The sequence below is a fragment of the Bacillus sp. FJAT-22090 genome (genome assembly GCF_001278755.1).
Taxonomy (GTDB): Bacteria; Bacillota; Bacilli; order Bacillales_A; family Planococcaceae; genus Psychrobacillus.
Genome location: NZ_CP012601.1, coordinates 2,688,604 through 2,706,304, shown reverse-complemented (window position 1 = coordinate 2,706,304; position 17,701 = coordinate 2,688,604). Strand labels below are relative to the sequence as shown.

Annotated in this window: 19 protein-coding genes and 1 pseudogene; 18 read left to right on the top strand and 2 right to left on the bottom strand. The window is 33.7% G+C overall.

What is annotated here, in order from left to right; all coding sequences use genetic code 11:
- Positions 1-90: 90 nt before the first annotated feature.
- From AM499_RS21865 to AM499_RS13550, 4 genes are all read left to right on the top strand, one after another.
- Positions 91-255 (top strand): hypothetical protein, encoded by a 165-nt coding sequence (locus AM499_RS21865; RefSeq protein ID WP_197275558.1) that lies wholly within the window; start codon positions 91-93, stop codon positions 253-255.
- Between the two features lie 160 nt (positions 256-415).
- Positions 416-919 carry a HEAT repeat domain-containing protein gene (locus AM499_RS13565; RefSeq protein ID WP_053590721.1) on the top strand — a complete coding sequence of 168 codons (504 nt, stop codon included), beginning with the start codon at positions 416-418 and terminating at the stop codon, positions 917-919.
- Positions 920-1,070: 151 nt separating this feature from the next.
- Complete coding sequence (locus AM499_RS13560) at positions 1,071-1,901, top strand: sugar nucleotide-binding protein (protein ID WP_053590720.1); 831 nt, start codon at positions 1,071-1,073, stop codon at positions 1,899-1,901.
- Between the two features lie 691 nt (positions 1,902-2,592).
- Positions 2,593-3,108: a YkvA family protein gene (locus AM499_RS13550; RefSeq protein ID WP_053590718.1), complete on the top strand. Its 516-nt coding sequence runs from the start codon at positions 2,593-2,595 to the stop codon at positions 3,106-3,108.
- Positions 3,109-3,359: 251 nt separating this feature from the next.
- Here the strand turns inward: AM499_RS13550 and AM499_RS13545 are convergent, their stop codons facing one another.
- The gene (locus AM499_RS13545) at positions 3,360-4,556 is read right to left on the bottom strand and encodes an MFS transporter (RefSeq protein ID WP_053590717.1); all 1,197 of its coding nucleotides are present in this window, start codon (positions 4,554-4,556) and stop codon (positions 3,360-3,362) included.
- Positions 4,557-4,965: 409 nt separating this feature from the next.
- Here AM499_RS13545 and AM499_RS13540 point away from each other — a divergent pair, with 409 nt between their 5' ends.
- From AM499_RS13540 to AM499_RS13495, 11 genes and pseudogenes are all read left to right on the top strand, one after another.
- The gene (locus tag AM499_RS13540) at positions 4,966-5,322 is read left to right on the top strand and encodes a hypothetical protein (protein WP_053590716.1); all 357 of its coding nucleotides are present in this window, start codon (positions 4,966-4,968) and stop codon (positions 5,320-5,322) included.
- 291 nt (positions 5,323-5,613) lie between these two features.
- The gene (locus AM499_RS13535) at positions 5,614-6,015 is read left to right on the top strand and encodes a hypothetical protein (protein WP_156316802.1); all 402 of its coding nucleotides are present in this window, start codon (positions 5,614-5,616) and stop codon (positions 6,013-6,015) included.
- Between the two features lie 100 nt (positions 6,016-6,115).
- Complete coding sequence (locus tag AM499_RS13530) at positions 6,116-6,352, top strand: hypothetical protein (RefSeq protein WP_053590714.1); 237 nt, start codon at positions 6,116-6,118, stop codon at positions 6,350-6,352.
- A 169-nt stretch (positions 6,353-6,521) separates the two neighbouring features.
- Positions 6,522-6,860, top strand: coding sequence for a DUF5655 domain-containing protein (locus tag AM499_RS13525; RefSeq protein ID WP_053590713.1), 339 nt, complete (start codon positions 6,522-6,524; stop codon positions 6,858-6,860).
- Between the two features lie 208 nt (positions 6,861-7,068).
- Positions 7,069-7,644 (top strand): hypothetical protein, encoded by a 576-nt coding sequence (locus tag AM499_RS13520; protein WP_156316801.1) that lies wholly within the window; start codon positions 7,069-7,071, stop codon positions 7,642-7,644.
- 188 nt (positions 7,645-7,832) lie between these two features.
- On the top strand, positions 7,833-9,062 hold the full coding sequence (locus AM499_RS13515) for a UDPGP type 1 family protein (RefSeq protein ID WP_053590711.1): 1,230 nt from the start codon (positions 7,833-7,835) through the stop codon (positions 9,060-9,062).
- 236 nt (positions 9,063-9,298) lie between these two features.
- Positions 9,299-9,540 (top strand): annotated as a pseudogene (locus AM499_RS22060) (hypothetical protein); the annotation flags it as partial.
- 58 nt (positions 9,541-9,598) lie between these two features.
- On the top strand, positions 9,599-9,763 hold the full coding sequence (locus AM499_RS22055) for a DUF2197 domain-containing protein (RefSeq protein WP_082355265.1): 165 nt from the start codon (positions 9,599-9,601) through the stop codon (positions 9,761-9,763).
- Positions 9,764-10,176: 413 nt separating this feature from the next.
- The gene (locus tag AM499_RS13510; protein ID WP_053590710.1) at positions 10,177-11,634 is read left to right on the top strand and encodes a M1 family aminopeptidase; all 1,458 of its coding nucleotides are present in this window, start codon (positions 10,177-10,179) and stop codon (positions 11,632-11,634) included.
- A 1,145-nt stretch (positions 11,635-12,779) separates the two neighbouring features.
- Positions 12,780-13,538, top strand: a complete 759-nt coding sequence (locus tag AM499_RS13500; RefSeq protein WP_053590709.1) for an alpha/beta fold hydrolase — start codon at positions 12,780-12,782, stop codon at positions 13,536-13,538.
- Positions 13,539-14,050: 512 nt separating this feature from the next.
- Positions 14,051-14,767: a class I SAM-dependent methyltransferase gene (locus AM499_RS13495; RefSeq protein ID WP_053590708.1), complete on the top strand. Its 717-nt coding sequence runs from the start codon at positions 14,051-14,053 to the stop codon at positions 14,765-14,767.
- 351 nt (positions 14,768-15,118) lie between these two features.
- Here AM499_RS13495 and AM499_RS13490 read toward each other — a convergent pair whose 3' ends face one another.
- Positions 15,119-15,610: a DinB family protein gene (locus AM499_RS13490; protein ID WP_053590707.1), complete on the bottom strand. Its 492-nt coding sequence runs from the start codon at positions 15,608-15,610 to the stop codon at positions 15,119-15,121.
- Positions 15,611-15,904: 294 nt separating this feature from the next.
- Here AM499_RS13490 and AM499_RS13485 point away from each other — a divergent pair, with 294 nt between their 5' ends.
- The 3 genes from AM499_RS13485 to AM499_RS13475 all read left to right on the top strand — a co-directional run bounded on the left by AM499_RS13485 (position 15,905) and on the right by AM499_RS13475 (position 17,627).
- A complete protein-coding gene (locus tag AM499_RS13485) occupies positions 15,905-16,237 on the top strand; it encodes a hypothetical protein (protein ID WP_053590706.1) in 333 nt (110 codons plus the stop codon).
- Between the two features lie 311 nt (positions 16,238-16,548).
- Positions 16,549-16,836, top strand: coding sequence for a VanZ family protein (locus AM499_RS13480; protein ID WP_053590705.1), 288 nt, complete (start codon positions 16,549-16,551; stop codon positions 16,834-16,836).
- A 221-nt stretch (positions 16,837-17,057) separates the two neighbouring features.
- Entirely contained in the window at positions 17,058-17,627 is a 570-nt protein-coding gene (locus AM499_RS13475; protein ID WP_053590704.1) for a helix-turn-helix domain-containing protein, read from the top strand.
- Positions 17,628-17,701: the final 74 nt, after the last annotated feature.

The following is a 17,701-nucleotide window of genomic DNA, read 5'->3' as shown; positions in this document are numbered from 1 at the left end:
TTCTTTTTGAATTAACGTAGCAGATTAGTTGAAGAAGACATATCTATTAACGAAATACTATCAGTAGATAAACAAGGAGGTTATAGTTATATGACACATCCATATGAAATATTTGAAGGAACAAATTTATGGGACATTATTAATAAAGGAATTAATGACCTTGTAGAAAATAATGACATTGAAGAAACGACTCAAAGAGAATATATCGTTGGCTATCTTTGCAAGTTAATAAATGAATTAGAAACAAAAAAATAAGTAGTCCATATTCAACTAATGGGTTCTTTTGTTGAAGAACACATGGTTGCTTAGGCAACTCTTTTTTCTTTTTGAACTAACGGGGGAGTTTAGTTGAAGAAGAACAGTATTTTAATCTAAGTTTAATTACGGTAAATGACAAGGAGTTCGGATAATTATTATGGACAATAATTCATTAAGGTTGGCAATAGAAAATGAAAAGTTTGATGATGCAGAAATCATTTTAGAGGAAATTAGCAGAAGTAAGGACATTCAAGCAATTCCTCTACTTATTGAATACTTACAAAGTACAGAAAATGCTTTATTTAGAAACTCCATTGCATTAACGTTAAGTGATATTGGGGACGAAGAAGTGGTACAACCGTTAATAGATGTTATTAATGACCCAAAAACTTTAGGTTTTAGAGGAACACTATTATACGCACTAGAACCATTCAATTGTTCAGCACATTTAGAAACACTAATTTACCATTTGATAAATGGAAACTTTGAAGTACAAGCACAAGCATATCAATTGATAGAATCAATTAAAGGTGAAATATCAGATGAAGTTTTATTGAACTGTATTATTGAGGTAAAAGAAGAGTTAAATGAAATAGAACGACGAAAGGATATATTATCAGATACTTTAGAAACGATGTTTGCTTTTAAGAAAAATAATTAAGTCTTGTTCTTTGTTTGGGCTTTACATGAAGAACGTTGAAATGCTTTGGCGTCTTCTTTTTCTTCAACTAACGGGGCAGGTTAGTTCAACAAGGAAAATAATAAAGTTGTGGAGAATACATAATAAAATAAACTAAAAAAAGGAAGGTTATATGAGAATACTTATATTAGGAGCAACTGGCTTTTTGGGCTCGAATTTATTCCAACTGGCTTCAGAGAACAAAAATCTAACAGTGTTTGGTACCTCACGTTTTCAACATGAAAACTCTAATATTATGCAAGTAGATGTTACAAACAAACGTTCAATAGGAAGTGTCATTAGAAAAATAAATCCAGAAGTAGTTATATGGTCACTAATGAGTTTTGAAGAAGAAACCCAATTAATCAATTTAGGGCTCGAAAATTTATTATCAGAAATAGAGAGTGCAACAAAACTTATATTTCTATCAACGGATGCAGTTTTTGTTGAAGGAATTGGTGGTTACAAAGAATCTGACCCAATTGGGACATTGCCTAAAGAAGCAGTTTTAGCTGAGTATGTGAACGGTAAACATACTGGAGAAAACTTAATTCTCAATAAACATCCAAATCACGTGATACTTCGAACTGGACCACTTTATGGTAATAATGGGGATCAAGGTATTGAAAAACGAACCATACAAATAATCGAGAAAATAAAAGAGAATCAGCCATTTGATGCATATACAAATGTGTATAGAACTTTTGTAAATGTTAATGATTTATCAAGTACGATTATTGAATTGACTAATATAAAATTTAATGGAATTTTGCATGCTGGACCCATACATAAAGAAAGCTACTATACGTTTTATAAAAAGAGATTGGTACAACTTGGATGGAATAATAGCATTCTCCGTCCAATTATAATTTCTAAAGAAGATGCCCCTTATCTATCTTTCGATACGTCTCTAAATACACAAAAAGCTCACCGATTGCTTAAAACCAATTTTCGCACAGTTTGACTAATTGTTGTTTTTTTCTGAGATTGAAAGGACAGGGTGATTGTTCTTCAACTAACGGGGCAGTTTAGTTGAAGAAGAAAATGGGAGTTCATATGTCGCATTTGACTATTACTGCGCAGTAAAGTTCTTAATTCTTAATTTCCTTGCTCACTTTTAAAGGAAAAGAAGCAGATGGTAGTGAATAAATATATTGGTAAATAATAGTGAGAGTAGGGATATGGTATGAAATTTGGGGATTATTTTAAGAAAGAATTATCATTTGGGAGACAAATCTGTAAATGATTATATTAGTCGGTGGAACGGGATCCTTAACAAAGGTTTATATAATGGAGAAACAGAGCTTATTCCTTCTTTGATAGCAACTGTCGATAGGGAGTATCCAGAAGACTCTCATTATCGCCTCACACTTAAACGATATATTGAATTCCAAAACAAACAGAAACAAAAAAGTTAATAAGGATAAGTAGGAAATGAGAAATAAGTAGAAATGAATCTACTCATTTTTGTTACTAAGACCAAGAGTATTTGATCTGAGAAGTATATAATTTATAAAGGTTAGTAGAGGAAAGGCAAAATGTAAACAATTTCAACCTTAGTTATTTGAAATACTAGTGTTTTAAATTAAATGATGATAAATGGATAATTATGGTGTGAAACTTATTTGTAATTTACTAATCCTTGGAGTGATTTTATGTTTAAAAATCTATTTAAGAAGAAAACAGATCTAGACGAATTATCTTCAACTAATATTGTTGAAGTAGACGAAATTGAAATTGAAGAAAAACTAGTTGCTGAGTTAAAAGATGAAGCAGAAAAATTGAATGCTGAAGATATAAACCAACACGAAGAGCATTTCTCAGAGGAAAAGTTTTGGACTAAGGTTCAAAAATTTTCTAAAAGATCTGGAACTTCTGTAGTCTACGCCGTTTTATTACTTTATTACACACTTCAAAAGCCAGATGTACCACTAAAAGTTAAAGCAACCATTGTTGGGGCTTTAGGTTACTTTATTTTACCTCTAGATATTATACCCGACTTAGCAGTTGGTGTAGGATATGCTGATGACTTAAGTGTTGTAATATTCGCTTTAGTTCAAGTAGCTTTATATGTGGATGATGAAATTAAAATGCAAGCCAAAAATAAACTAAAAGATTTATTTGGGGAGAATGTAAATACAACTGAAATTGATAATAAACTAGGAAGATAATGATATTATGAGTCTGTTTCCAAGGTTTTAGGGAACAGACTAATATTTTTAACCATCAGTTAGGCTTGTATTGAAGAAGCGAGTTGCATTGGAGACTCTTCTTCAACTAACGCAGCAGTTTAGTTCAATAAAGAAGACGCTCTACTCTCTCATATTTTGTTTTACTTTCACTAACAGTGTAGATCTTATCGCTTACCTCTGGTGTCAAATAAAAAAGTACTTGATGCTCAGTCACACCAAGTACTGAAAAATTATGAAAGAACCATTTTTCGCTTCATTCGCCACAAGAAATAAAGAACGGGTAAAATCAGGAATGCAGATGCCGAGATGCCTCCTGCAATTGTTGTATATAATGCTAACAACCCTACTATTGGACCCCCAACAATTTGGCCAAAAGCATCTAGTTGCCCGAACATGGAAAGTGTGGTTGCTCGACCTTTTGATTCAATTTGTTCATTTGTAATGATGCTCATTAACGGGTAGTTTACGTTTCTCAGTGCACTTGTCACCCAGTACATCACCACAGCTACCCAGAAATGACCGGTCCATGCGAAAATAAGCATCGTTCCTGTCAACACTGCATTTGTCAGTAATAGCGCATCTGCGTAGCGACCTTTCGCATTTTTCTCAACAAAACGTAGTACGACAATATTAAGTAAAAATGCAACCGCATAAAAAGCACCGAACCAATAGATGGACTCGTTTTCTGACAAATTATAGTCAGTAATGAAATGGGTACCATATAAACGGTCGAATCCTTCGCTGGCAAGCCCCCATAATAACGTAACCATTGCTATACTAATTAGCACAGTGTTCCCGCGAATCTGTGATAGGCCAACCTTGATGGTGGTAACCATATGAGTGACACCCGAGACACCTTTTTCACGTGTTACTTTGACAAATTTGGTTTCGGGTAGCTTAATGAATGCCCAGACTGCAAGGGCAATCAGCATGCCACCTGCAAATATAATCGCCGTTTGCACCGACCAAAAGGTCGCAATCGCCACACTGGCCACAATTCCTGCAAAACGTGCAAAAGATGAAAATTGTGAACCACGAAGGAACGTGGTGTCTAAGTTTTCGCCTTCTAACTCATCCGCAATCCATGCTTGTTCAGCCCCACTTATGAAGGTCCAGCCTATTCCCCACATCGCAGAAGCTAAAGCAATCGCCCAAAATTCTGGCGTACTCCCTTCAAGTACATGTGCCAACCCAATAATAACTGTGCCCAGTGCGAGAGAATGTTTTCGTCCATAGTGATCTGCATACAAGCCTGTTGGCATTTCAAACAATAGAACGGAAACTTCCATGATTGTGCCGATTAGAACCAGTTGCAATGCATTTAAATCTGCTTGCGTTACATAATAAATAGCATTTAATGTGAATACCATTTGAATAAAAAATGATCTAGAACTTGTGATTGTGTAATAAAAACTTTGAATGCTCACTATAATTCCTCCGATTTAGTTGATTCTGGTTTGAATCAAATCGGAGATCATATTATTAAACCAACATGCCCTCCAATTTGAATGAAGAAATCAGTGTTTTTCTTTGCATATGTATCTCTCCTTTACTATTAATCAACTCAGAGTAATCATTATTCTGAATATTGTCAAGAATTTTTTAGGGAGTGAATTAAGTCAATTTGTAGTCATCCATACTAATACGGATATTCAAAAAAGATATAACCAAAGTTACCTTTCAAAAAAAACTTTTGGAACTAACGGGTGCTTTAGTTAAGCATGTGGCTGCCTGTAAGGGTAGCTTTTTCTTATTGAACTAACGCAGCAGTTTAGTTGAACAGTGGAGTAACAAAACTACTGTCAAAAACGACTTATTGAAAAGGGGGGTGTGTTTTTGAAAGCGAAACATGTCTGGTTTTTTATGCTAATCTTTATTTCACTCTTTGTCACGGCTTGTACAAAAAATGAAGTAGAAGGTAACGAAGTGAAAAAAAATGATATAGATACCAAGGTCAGAAATGTGGTAGTAGAATATTTCAAACAAAAGAATTCGAATCAACTTAACTCGGTAAATGAATGGGAAAACGCATCTGTGAAAATATTTACGGCTGATGAAACATATAAAAATTTAGATGAATCATATATAGGGAAAGAAATATTTGTAGTTACGAAAGTAGATGCACTTGCTGCACCACTTGTATTTGTTGACCCGAACACATTAGAAGTGATAGGGATTATGCCGGGGGAATAATAGTTCTGTTCTTCAACTAACGGATGCTTTAGTTAAACAAGACCATCATTTTGATGGTCTATTTTTATCTTTAGATTATCAAGTAGTTTTCGACGATCGTTTGTGAAATGTTACACTTAAACTAACGCAGCAGTTTAGTTGAAGAAGCAGGCATATTTGGAAGGACGCCGAAATAGGTAACATAAAGGGGGTAGCTTGAATATTTCAATGTTTATTTTTATCATCTGTTCAATATGAAACAAAGGAGGAAATGACATTTCAATTAATCGATTGAAGAGAATAAGTTTTCTATTGCTTGTTTTAGTTTTATTACTATTAGGGTGTACAGAAGAAAATGATGGAGATTGGTATCTAAGTCCTACATTCGATGTCGATAATCTAACTTTGCATGGAACTGAAGGGAAATTTGGTATTATTAAAGTAAATGGTGAAAGCAATGAACCTGAGTTTCCAGTAACACAAGGAAGACTTTATGAAGTTTACTTCTTGGATAGTTCGGAAGAATTTAATGGAAAAAAATACAAAATGACGGCTACACATCAAGAAACTGGTGAAACTGTCAAACTTCATGAAAAAAATATTGAAAAGGAACAGAATGCAGCGAAATTCGGATTTGACAAATTAGGGTTATGGAAAATTGATATAACTATTGATGAAAAAAATTATACAAGTTTTGTTGTTGAAGCGAAATAAGGTATTTTGTTATTCAACTAACGGGTGCTTTAGTTAAAGATAGTTAAGCTGCTAGAAGGCTCTTTGTGAAATACAAATAGGCAGATTTAGGGGGAGTTTTGTGAAGTTATTGTTATCCATTCTATTAGCTGGACTTTTAGGTATCTTGGTTTTCTTCGGTTCTATTGGAATCTATATCTTATGTGCAATTATTGTCGGAGTCATTTTCAGATCATTTATTTTAATTAATGAGATTCATAAACAAGTAGTACCAGCCAATAGCAATGTCAGGGTGAAAGAGGCGTACGAAAGATATATAAAAGAGAGAGACGAAAAAGAACAGAAAATTAATGTATGACGTTTTTCAACTAACGGGTGCTTTAGTTAAAGAACATGGGGTTGCTTAGGCAGCTCTTTTTTCTTATTGAACTAACGCAGCAGGTTAGTTTAATAAGGATAATGGTAAAATGAAGTAAAAAGAGGCAAATCTATAATGATATGATAAGAAGAAAGAAGGCGATGTCAATATGTCAGAAGAGGAATTATTCTCAAATAAGGCATCTAATGTTTATGAAATATATTCAAAAATACTCGATTTATTGAAAGAAATAGGACCATTTGAAATTGAATTTAAAAAGACTTCTATTCATCTTTTGAATAAATCTTCCTTTGGAGGAGTTCATCCAAAAAAGAAATGGTTAGATTTTAATTTAGTAACAAACCATCAAATTGAACACGAGAAGATTACTAAAATTGAACAAGTTTCCAAAAACAGATTTCATAATAACTTTAGACTCAATAGTGTAGATGACCTAAATCAGGAGTTTTTAGTTCTTTTAAAAGAATCATATCAATTGATGTGTTAGTTAGAGTGAGGCATTATTTCATAGGGGTTGGAAGGGGCGTATCTGTAATCTTATTTAACTAACGGGTGCTTAAGTAAAGATCATAGGGTTGCTTAGGCAACTCTTTTTTCTTTATTGAACTAAAGCAGCAGGTTAGTTGAAGAAGGAATAATTAGGGAAATGCAGAATATATAGTTTATTGGGGGTAGGCATGAAAGGAGTAGTTCATTTGAAATCTAGTATTCCTCTCTTTGTATTTTTAACTTCACTATTATTATTAACTGGTTGTACGCCAAGTAATTCCGTAGAAACAAATGAAACAAAAAAGGAAGATGTAATCAGCATAGTAGATGAAAAAGCATCAAAAATTGTTGACTCAGAAGAAGAGTTTTCTTATTTAACCGACTTGTCGGAAGAAGAATTAAAGTCATATGAACAATTTACTGAGGAATATGATACAAAATACTTAAAAGGTTTTTCACCAGAAAAGATTATACTTATATATATTCATTCAGCAGTTATCGATGATATAGAAGCAATCTATTCGTTGGCTTATATTGAAGGTGAGTCACCTAATTTCAATAATTTTAAAGAAAAATATTACAAAAATCTTAACATATCTAACTCGGAAATAGCCTTAGATTTCAGATATTATGATTCAATCAAAGTAAAACAAGAAGATAATAATGGTTTATTAGTGGAATTAATGGTTAGCTATGGAAGGTTCACAGCTTCAACATTAATGGAATTAAAAAAAGAAAATGATATATGGAAAATTGTTCTACCAAACTTATTCAAAAAGTGAGCTCTTTGTATTTATCTTCTTCAACTAACGGGTGCTTTAGTTAAAGATCATTGGGCTGCTTAGGGCAGCTCTTTTCTCTTATTGAACTAACGGGGCAGTTTAGTTTAAGAAGGAATTCAGTATATGTTTTTTACGAATAACATTCAGTGTGAGGCGTTTATAGGAAAAAAAATCTAAGGAGTAGTGATATGGAAAGACTGGAATACATAAGAGAAAAAATAAATCGTTTTGGACAAGGACATCTTCTTTCCTTTTATAATGTATTAAAGCCAAAAGAGAAAGAAGCTTTAATAAATCAAATAAATGAAATTGATTTTGAAGAAATTGAAGATGCATCCAGTCAACTTTCTATTCCACCAAACAATAGTAAAGGAAAAATTTTACCTATCGAATATGAATCTGTCCTAAGCCTTAGTGACTCTAAAAGAAAGATGTATGAAGAACACGGACTTAAACTTCTAAAAGAAAAGAAAGTAGCAGTGGTACTCATTGCTGGAGGACAGGGAACTCGACTTGGACATGATGGACCTAAAGGAACCGTTAGCATTGGCGTATCTTCCAATCAATCGCTTTTCGCTTTACAAGCTGAGAGACTGCGAAAGATAGAAGAAAAAACAAAATCTATTATTCCCTGGTATATTATGACTAGCCCTATCAATGAATTGGAAACAAAGAAGTTTTTCAAAGAAAACGATTATTTCAATTGTAAACCGGAACAGATTTTTTTCTTTAAACAGGACCTTATTCCAACGTTAACTCCTAATGGTAAAATAATTCTTGAGAGTAAATCAAAAATCTCTATGTCCCCTAATGGAAACGGAGGGGTATTTGCTGCAATGAAGTCTAGTGGGATACTTAAGGACTTAAAGATGAAGGGTATTAAGTGGGTTTTTTTTAATAATATTGACAATGCTCTTGTTCAAGTTGCAGACCCCTTGTTTATTGGTTTTGCTGATCTAAAAGGTGCAGAAGTATCCAGTAAATCTGTGAAAAAGAGAGAACCCAGTGAGAAAGTAGGAGTTTTTTGCTTATCTGAAGGTAAGCCTTCGGTTATCGAATACTCTGAAATGAGTAAAGAAGAAAGTGAGGGAGAAAAATTTACAAATGCAAACATAGGTATTCATCTTTTTCAACTTTCATTCCTTGAGAAAACTATGGATGTTGAACTCCCTTATCACTTTGCTCATAAAATTATTCCCTCAGTTAATGAAATTGGTCAGACAATCAAAATTATTAAGCCGAATGGATATAAGCTCGAAAAGTTTTATTTCGATATATTTCAATATGCTGAGAGCATGTCTGTATTACAAGTATTAAGGGAGACCGAATTTGCACCAGTAAAAAACAGAATAGGACTAGATAGTTTGGAGAGTGCAAGAAAGATGATTTTGCAGAATGATAAAAGAGACATATTCTAAGATTCTATATAAAAGTGAGATTTGTTTAAAACCCAAACAAGGATCACAAAGGTCCTTGTTTTCTAATCGATTTTGGGAGCACTTTTTATAAGATGTAATAAAACAAGTTTGTGAATTTATTCACTTAAGCTAACGGGTGCTTTAGTTGAACAAGAAGATTCCATAAGATTACTTTAAGGTTAGCTTATGAAGTTAAATAAAAAAGTATTTGAAATAGTAGACTATGGAGAAAAACTGATAATGGATATGAAGATATATTTTAGAATTATCCCAGAGTTGTAAGTTTCCTGACTGCACTCATACAAACGAGACTGACTGTGCAGTTAAAAAAGCAATTTCTGTTGGTATTCTTCTAGAAGAAAGATTAAATAGCTATTATAGAGATTTAAACGAAGCAATATATGTTTCTAAACAAATAAATAAAACTAAGGCTATTGATTATATGAAACAAAGGAAACTTTTTAAAAGGTCTAGATAGGGTAAATTTGATCTAGCTTTTTTATTCGATAAATCAACTAGGAAGCAAGGGGAGAACAATGATTTACTATGAGGTACTTTGTTATAGTTGTAAGAAAATATTCAGAGTATACGAAGGTTCACTAGTTTATAAACAATTTAAGGAAAATAGTAATAAGATATTTTGTTGCGAAGATTGTAATCATAAAATACGCATTGATGCAATTAAAAATTTTTTTAGATAGTTTTTGGAGTGCTTATTGTTAGAATTGAAATAATGTACTTCAAGTAACGGTAGCTTTAGTTAAACAAGACCATCATTTCGTTGGTCTATTTTTATGTCTAAAAAATCAAATAGATTTCGGCGTTCCATTGTGAAATGTTATAGGTTTACACCCTATCGCTATGGTAGTGGTGTTTTTTTAACCAATCATGTTTATGTTAAGTAATTGTAAGAATATGCTATGAACATACACCTATAACCTGTTGGATTGTTTGTAGGGGATGGGTATAAACACTATGCCCTTTGAGTGTAACCATTTTCGAGTGATATCAAAATTGTGGTGATAGATTAATATCTCGTTACCAGACTCAATTAATTTACAAAATAAAGGATATTTTTGAAATAGATAGAATGTAGAGGAAAGGAGATGAGATAGTGAAAATAAAAGCATTCATTGCTATATGTACGGCTGCAATCTTTTTAGGGGTTGGAGGTTACTTTATATTAGAGAAAGAATCTAAAATAGATGTAGTAGAACCCGAAGTTAAAGCACAAGAAAAACCACCTGCTAAAAAAGTAAAAGAGGTATCTGTTTCAGTACTTCCAGGCTCTAGGGGAAATTACAAAATAGATATCTGCCAGGCGGAGGATTTACGTTTCCACATATCTGCGGAGATTGAAGTTACGAATGAATCCAAAAGTGTATGGGAGGATATCGGCTTTTATTTTATCCCGAATGTTATGACGGTAGAGAACAAATACTTTATGCTTTCATCTATAGGTGAAGCAGAGATTACTTCTATTAGAAGCAAAGATGGCGAAGAATTATCATATAAATTGAACAATACCATGCTATATGTTACTCCAAAATCTGATGTTCAACCAGGTGAAAAAACAATTTTAACAGTAGAATATTTAATAAAGCCGCCATTAAAAGGGCAACGACTGTCGAGAATAGACAACAATTTCTATTTAGCATTATGGTATCCAATGCTAGGTAGGTATACGGACAAATGGGATCTACATCCTTATTACCATGTGGGTGAATTCTATGATACAGGGTATGGAGACTATGAGATTACTTATGAGTTAGCTAGAGAGTACTTGGTTGCCAGCTCGGGAGAAGATGGTGAACCCAAGCCTACCATTAGTGGAAAGACACAAGGAGCAAATATTAAAGATTTTTATATAGCATTTTTAGATCCGGAAGAATGGATTAGTGAGACACTGAAAGCAAATGATACAACGATCAGATACTTTTATCCTTATGATGTTCCAGATACTTTACACCAAATGATTATGGATGCTCAAAGAGCGTTTTTATTTATGGAAAAAAATATTGGGAATAATCCGACTAAAGAGTTAGACGTTGTTGCAAATAATTCAGGAATGGAATACCCAAATATTGTAGAAGTATGGGCTCAACCAGGGAGACATGAAAGAGTATTAATTCATGAAATTGCTCATCAATGGTTTTATTTCATGGTTTCCAGTGATCCTTATGAAGAATCTTGGTTAGATGAGAGTTTAACGGCACTATTGGAGGGAACATACCGTACATTAAGATATGATTCCAGTCAGTTGGGCGAAAAATTAGGATTTCATGAAATAAATAATTTTGCTGAAACAAAAATTCAACAGGAAATTGCTAATATTCCAGTTACGGAGTTTGGTACGGATCATGGTCCGTTACTATATGGGAAAATTCCAGCAACATTACGAGATTTCTTTAAAGAGCAGGGCGGGCATGAAGAAACAATTAAATTTTTAACAGCTTATTTTAATGAATTTAAATATCAATATGTGGATACTGAGACCTTTGTAGAATTCTTCAATGAGTACCATCAGGAAGATCATACGGAGTTTTTCAAAGAGTGGCTCATATTAGAATAATTTATTATTTATTTCATAAAAATGCACAATTATTACAAGCGGTAAATATAGACTAAGAAGATAAGGCTGAGAAGTCAATTGGAAGCAACGGAAAAAGAAAATATTGGAATATCAACTTTGGAGTACCAAATACTAATAAGTATTTTTTGGTACTCATTTATAAGGGAAAAATTGAAGAAGAAAAAGATATAACAGCGCATGGTGATTCTCCTTATCCCAAAAAAGAGTTTATACAAATGAAAGATATTAAGTATGATTCACCAGAGTTGCTTAAAAAGCACTGAAAATGGGAAGTATTTATCCTGGTAAAGATTGGGCAAAAGGTTATTATTTTATGCTTAGAAAAGACACAGAGAGAAATATTAACCTAATGTAGTGATAGGTTGGAATAGTGACCAGAAAAAATGAAAAATGCGGGCTTTAATGCTTCAACAGGAGAATACGTTAAACCTAGTTTGTAAGTTATTGTTCCTTATTCAACTAACGGGTGCTTTAGTTAAACAAGACCATCATTTCGATGGTCTATTTTTTATTCAAAATTTCTAATAGATCTCAGAAATCCATTTGTGAAATGTTACACTTAAACTAACGAAGCAGGTTAGTTTAATAAGAAGAAAGGCATTTTTGAAATCTTGTCGAAGTAGTTACGTAGTGGAACGGGGTGAAAAAAATTGAGAGTATTATCGGCTTTTTTTGCTTAGGTTATTATTTTGTTTATTGAAATTTTCTGGTTATATATTGATTTTGTAGATGGTGGTGACTTTAAAGAAATAATCTATGTAATAATGATTATTACTTTAGTTGTAGGTGTTACAGGGCTTAATCTATATAACAAAAATGTTAAATAAGTTTAATTTTTTTATTCAGCTAACGGGTGCTTTAGCAGAACAAGACCATCATTCGATGGTCTATTTATATGTACAGAACAATCAAATAGATTTAGGCGATCCAGTGTGAAATGTTTAAAACGACAAAAAACTTGGAAGTAAGCAAATTATCAATTGGTATTCTACAGATTTCTTTTGGAGTGGTTTCAGCTGAAGTTACAAAATAAAAAATGGAAAGGTTCGCAAAACTATATAATAATCCAATTATTATGGAAATATTAATAGTGTGAAGCTTATATTTGAACTAGGTGATTAATAGTGACTATACAATATAAAAAGATAATTGATATCTGTGATAACCGCAGACTATTCAATAATAATTCACGTAACAGTACTCCAAGCGTAATCTTCATAGCAGGGTTAGACGATAGCTATGAGACATGGAAAAAAGTCCAAGACCGAATATCGCAAAAAACATCAACCTTGTCCTATAACAGGGCGGGTATTGGCAGGAGTCAAGTCGCATCCGTCCCGACGACTTGCTATGATCTAGTCGAGGAGCTCAACGAATTGTTGCTAGCACTTGAAGTGGAGCAACCCTATATATTGGTGGGACATTCTTTTGGTGGTTTGGTCGCCAGATTATATGCCAGCCTTTATCCACTGAACATCTGTGGTATGGTTTTGGTTGACGCTGCACCGGAATATAAAGAACTTGCCTATGAAAAGGTTCTACCAGAAAATCTGATTGCAGGAAATAGGGAATATTACGAGAATCCTATGTTGAATAGTGAGAAGATTGATAAAATACAAAGCTATAAGCAAATCGTTGATCATTCAAAGCAAAACAACCTCCCTCTCTCAATTATTACAAGAGGTTTCCCTGACAATGATGAAGAGGGATGGCCATCTCAAGAAATACTGAAAATTGAGCAAAGACTCCAAGCAGAATTCCAATGGCTGTCAACGTCAAGCAAGTACAGAATTGCTAGTCGAAGTGGACATTATATTCATCATGATGAGCCAGAAATTGTTATAGAGGAGATTATGTTAATGTTGATGGAGATGGGAAAATAAGCGACATTGCTTTTAAAATTTTTTTGGTATCAAGTCTAAGATTGAATGAATATATTTCATATGTGAAGTATTTCACTTAAACTAACGGGTGCTTTAGTTAAACAAGATCATCATTTCGATGGTCTTTTTTATGACCAAAACATAAGAAGTAGATTTCGGCGAAACATTGTGAAATGTTACACTTAAACTAACGCAGCAGTTTAGTGCAACAAGGACTATCGTCAGATTTACAACGCTAAGTAAAGAAATGTTACCAAACGACGCTTTGGGCACATTTATATTCTAATATCACTAATAGATTATTATTTTAGAAAATTAAGATATAATAAGAGTGACTTTATTTACAAAGGATTGATTAATATGAAACAGGTAACAAAGGTGATTGAAAAGTAGATATAGTTTCTCTTTTCAAAGCAATAGTTAGTTCGTATAGGTTTTACAACGTGGTCTGGGAACGAAAGAAGGATTCATGTTGGGGACAAACAAGTATGATTTAGGAAGTAGGTAAATAAATGATTCCACTAGTGTATGACCAAGTTAATGGCTGGGGCAAAGACGATGAATTTTTTTTAGCACTATTGAAGAAGATTAATGTAAAAACTATAGCTGATTTAGGCTGTGGGACAGGGAGATTGACAACTCATTTTGCGAAAGCAGACTATCAGATTACAGCTATTGACCCGAATGAAGAAGCGATTGAATATGCGAAAAGTAAAGAGTATCCAGGAGAAGTGATATGGATTATTGGTGATAGTACAAATTTACAAACAAATGCGTTTGAAGCTATCATTATGACAGCGAATGTTGCACAAGTGTTTCTTACAGAGGAAAGTTGGGAAAATGTCGTTGCTGATGCGTATCGAGCATTAAAACCCGGAGGACACTTTATTTTTGATACACGTAATCCATTAGCAAAGGCGTGGGAACAGTGGGAAAAGGGCACGGCACCGGATGTTGCAACAGATTTGGTGAACGGTGAACCACTTGAAATTTGGACGCAATATGAGGGATTAGTAGACGATGTTTTTACGTTTTATGAAACGGTGAAAAAAGCACGTACGGGGGAAGTAGTTATTCATGAAAAAATGCAATTAAAATTTAGAACACAGGAAACAATCTATGAATCATTAAAAAAAGCAGGTTTTTCACAGATTCAAGTTTATGGAGATTGGGAGTTTAAACAAGCAACTTCAAAAACAAAATCTTTTATTTTTCACAGTATAAAATAAATAATTTTCTTGATTTTTCAGGAATTTAGTTTATAAAGGCGTAAAAAAGATTGTGAAGTATTGTACTTAAACTAACGGGTGCTTTAGTGAAATAGAGAGCTGATAATACAACTCTCTTTAATTTTGTGGCGGCTTTCTTCTTGTTCAAGGGGAGCAATAGTAGAAGGGCCGTTATTTATATCTTTAAGATTATCTTGAGATCAAGTATTCTATTAAAGGACGCTATTATGGAGTAATAAAAAAGCCCAATTTCTCAATGTTAATACTGAGAAATTGGGCTTTTGATGTAACAGTTATATCTGTTTTTAAATCGTTTTGTTGTGTGCGAACTCAAGCAATTTTAAGCATCGTTTATAAATATGAGCGCTTAGCTGGCCATGAACCTTGTAGTTTACGAAGTTGTACAATTTGTCCTGTATGATAAGCATCGTGCAAAAGGAGATTTAGATACTGTTGCCAAACTGGCAGAGAAGGAGAAGGTTGATCTAATTCTGCTTCTTGAAGGGATGTTAGTGAAGATTGTAAGGCATCATGTACGAGAAGCGTTCGCTTCACTGTTTCTTGCCAAGCATCTTCATCATTAGCTCCACCTTGGACAAACGTGTCATCATTATTTTGTGGAACAACAAATGTGTCATCTTGATGTAAGCGGGAAAGTAAACGCTCTTTAAAGGTTAGTAAATGGTTTACATTTTCCCAAATCGTATTAGCGGCCTTTCCATCAGGTTGCCAACATGCTTGTGCAGCGGTAAGATTCTTTAACGCTTCTGATATCGGTGGGTACCATTCTTCTTCGTAAAAAACTTGATTGACTCCATTTTGCAAGATTTCTTTTTTACTCATTAGGATATCCTCCTTGTTTGTAACTATCTAAATTAGGATTTATTAGTTACCATCAATTTAAAATACAAAGGTTCTTTAGAAGAGTTATCTTCAATACAAACTCTATAATACACATAATAGTGGCAGGGGGAAACTCTAATTTCACAGAACCCCCAGCAACAGAAAATTTTCATCTTTACGCTTTAAAAAGCGGAACAAAAGTAAATGATTTTGTAGAACTAACGGGTTCTTTACTTCAAAAGCGCTTTTTCTTATTCAACTGACGAAGCAGGATAGTGAAGGAAGGGGAATTTTATGAAGAGTAAAAGAATTTTATTGTCGGCTATAACAATTTCTGTTGCCTTTTTGATTGTTTTTTTAATTTATAATTCTTTTTTTTCTGTGTTAACAGTAACTGATTTTACTGTCACTGAAAAAGGGTATTCTAACGATAACAATGAAGCATGGATAAAGGGATTTAACCCCAATGCCCCAGTGGGACATCAAGAAGAGATTAAAGTAATTGTTAGGGGACCAATGGTAATGAATTTAATTCAGAAAGATAAGACATACTTCGTAAGATACACGATAAAAAGAAATGGTTTAATTTTTCTTAGTGATATTGAAACTATTGAGGATCACAAATAAGCTTAGTTATTCAACTAACGGGTGCTTTAGATAATCAGGACCGTCAATTCGATGGTCTATTTTTATGTCCAAAACAAAATAAATTTCGGTGAACAAGTGTGAAATGTTACACTTAAACTAACGCAGCAGGTTAGTTGAAGAGTGTTGTTTAACTTGTGTTCAACAATCGGGTCAGTTAGTGAAGGACATTTAAGGGATTGTGAAAAAATACACTTAAAGTAAGTGTAGGTTTCTTGTAGAAGGAAAATGGTTAATCGGAAGCGAAAAGGGAGTTAAAATAAACATTACATATAAATAACTGAGGAGAAAAAATGACTGAAAATCCGATTGGTAACGTGTTAATGTTTATTCCTGCGGGTATTTACATTATGCAGTATAGGGCAGGTTATATGAAACGGAATGCTTTTTACAAAGTAAAGCTATGTTCGGCTTTTATCGAAATGGTGCAATATATATTTGTCATAAGCGCAACCGATATTGATGATGTCCTATTAAACGGTTTGGAAGAGCAATCGGAATCAGTATTTTTACTGTCCTTTTCAAAATTCTTAAGAACAAAGAAAAAGTTAAAAAGGCCATTGAGATTTTCTCTATCATAGTAGGGGTGGCAGTTTTAGTGTTGGTGGCGTTATTATGGATTCATAATTGAAGGAATTTGTAATGCGGCCACCGGAACAATCTAAAAGCCGTTTGACCTATTACTCGATCAAAGGGCTTTTAGTGTAATGTACCGGATCGCACTCCCTGTATTGCATGGTAAAATGCTTTATAATGAAAACAACTACTTCAAATTCAAATGACATTGCAGAGGAGGCTTTATATGAACCGTGAAACCGATGATCAGAAACAAGTCGTTTTACAAGTTGGGGCGGTGCTGAAAAAACTTCGTAAAGAACAGCAGTTAAGTTTAGAAGATCTGTCAGAGCTGTCCGGCGTGAGCAAACTGACACTTGGAAATATTGAACGCGGAGAGACGAACCCGACAATCGGATTGCTTTGGAAAATCTCGAAAAGTTTGAATGTACCGATCATGGCCTTATTCTCGACCGAAAATAGTGTGGATTTATCTAGGGCAGGTAAGGGGCTAAGAATCTCTGGGGATAACAAAGACTGGGTTGTTGAGCCGATATTTCAAAACATAAGCAGTGAAATGGAAACGTATCGGGCCTACTTGCAGCCGAATAGTTCCTACCATCCTGAAAAGCATCACCGCGATACGACGGAAATTGCCACCGTCATGACGGGCACCATTTCCATTAAGGTCAATGATGAATCACACCTATTAAATCAATACGATTCAATCAGTTTTCCCGCCGATGGGAGACATTCATATGAAAACAATTCCGACGAAGTTGTCGTTCTCCATATTATATTGAAGTATGGAGTCTAAATACTTTTATTAAAGCAAGTCCTTTATCAACGTTAAGTTTGATATTGGGCTTTTTTTACTGATTTTCTTGCTTT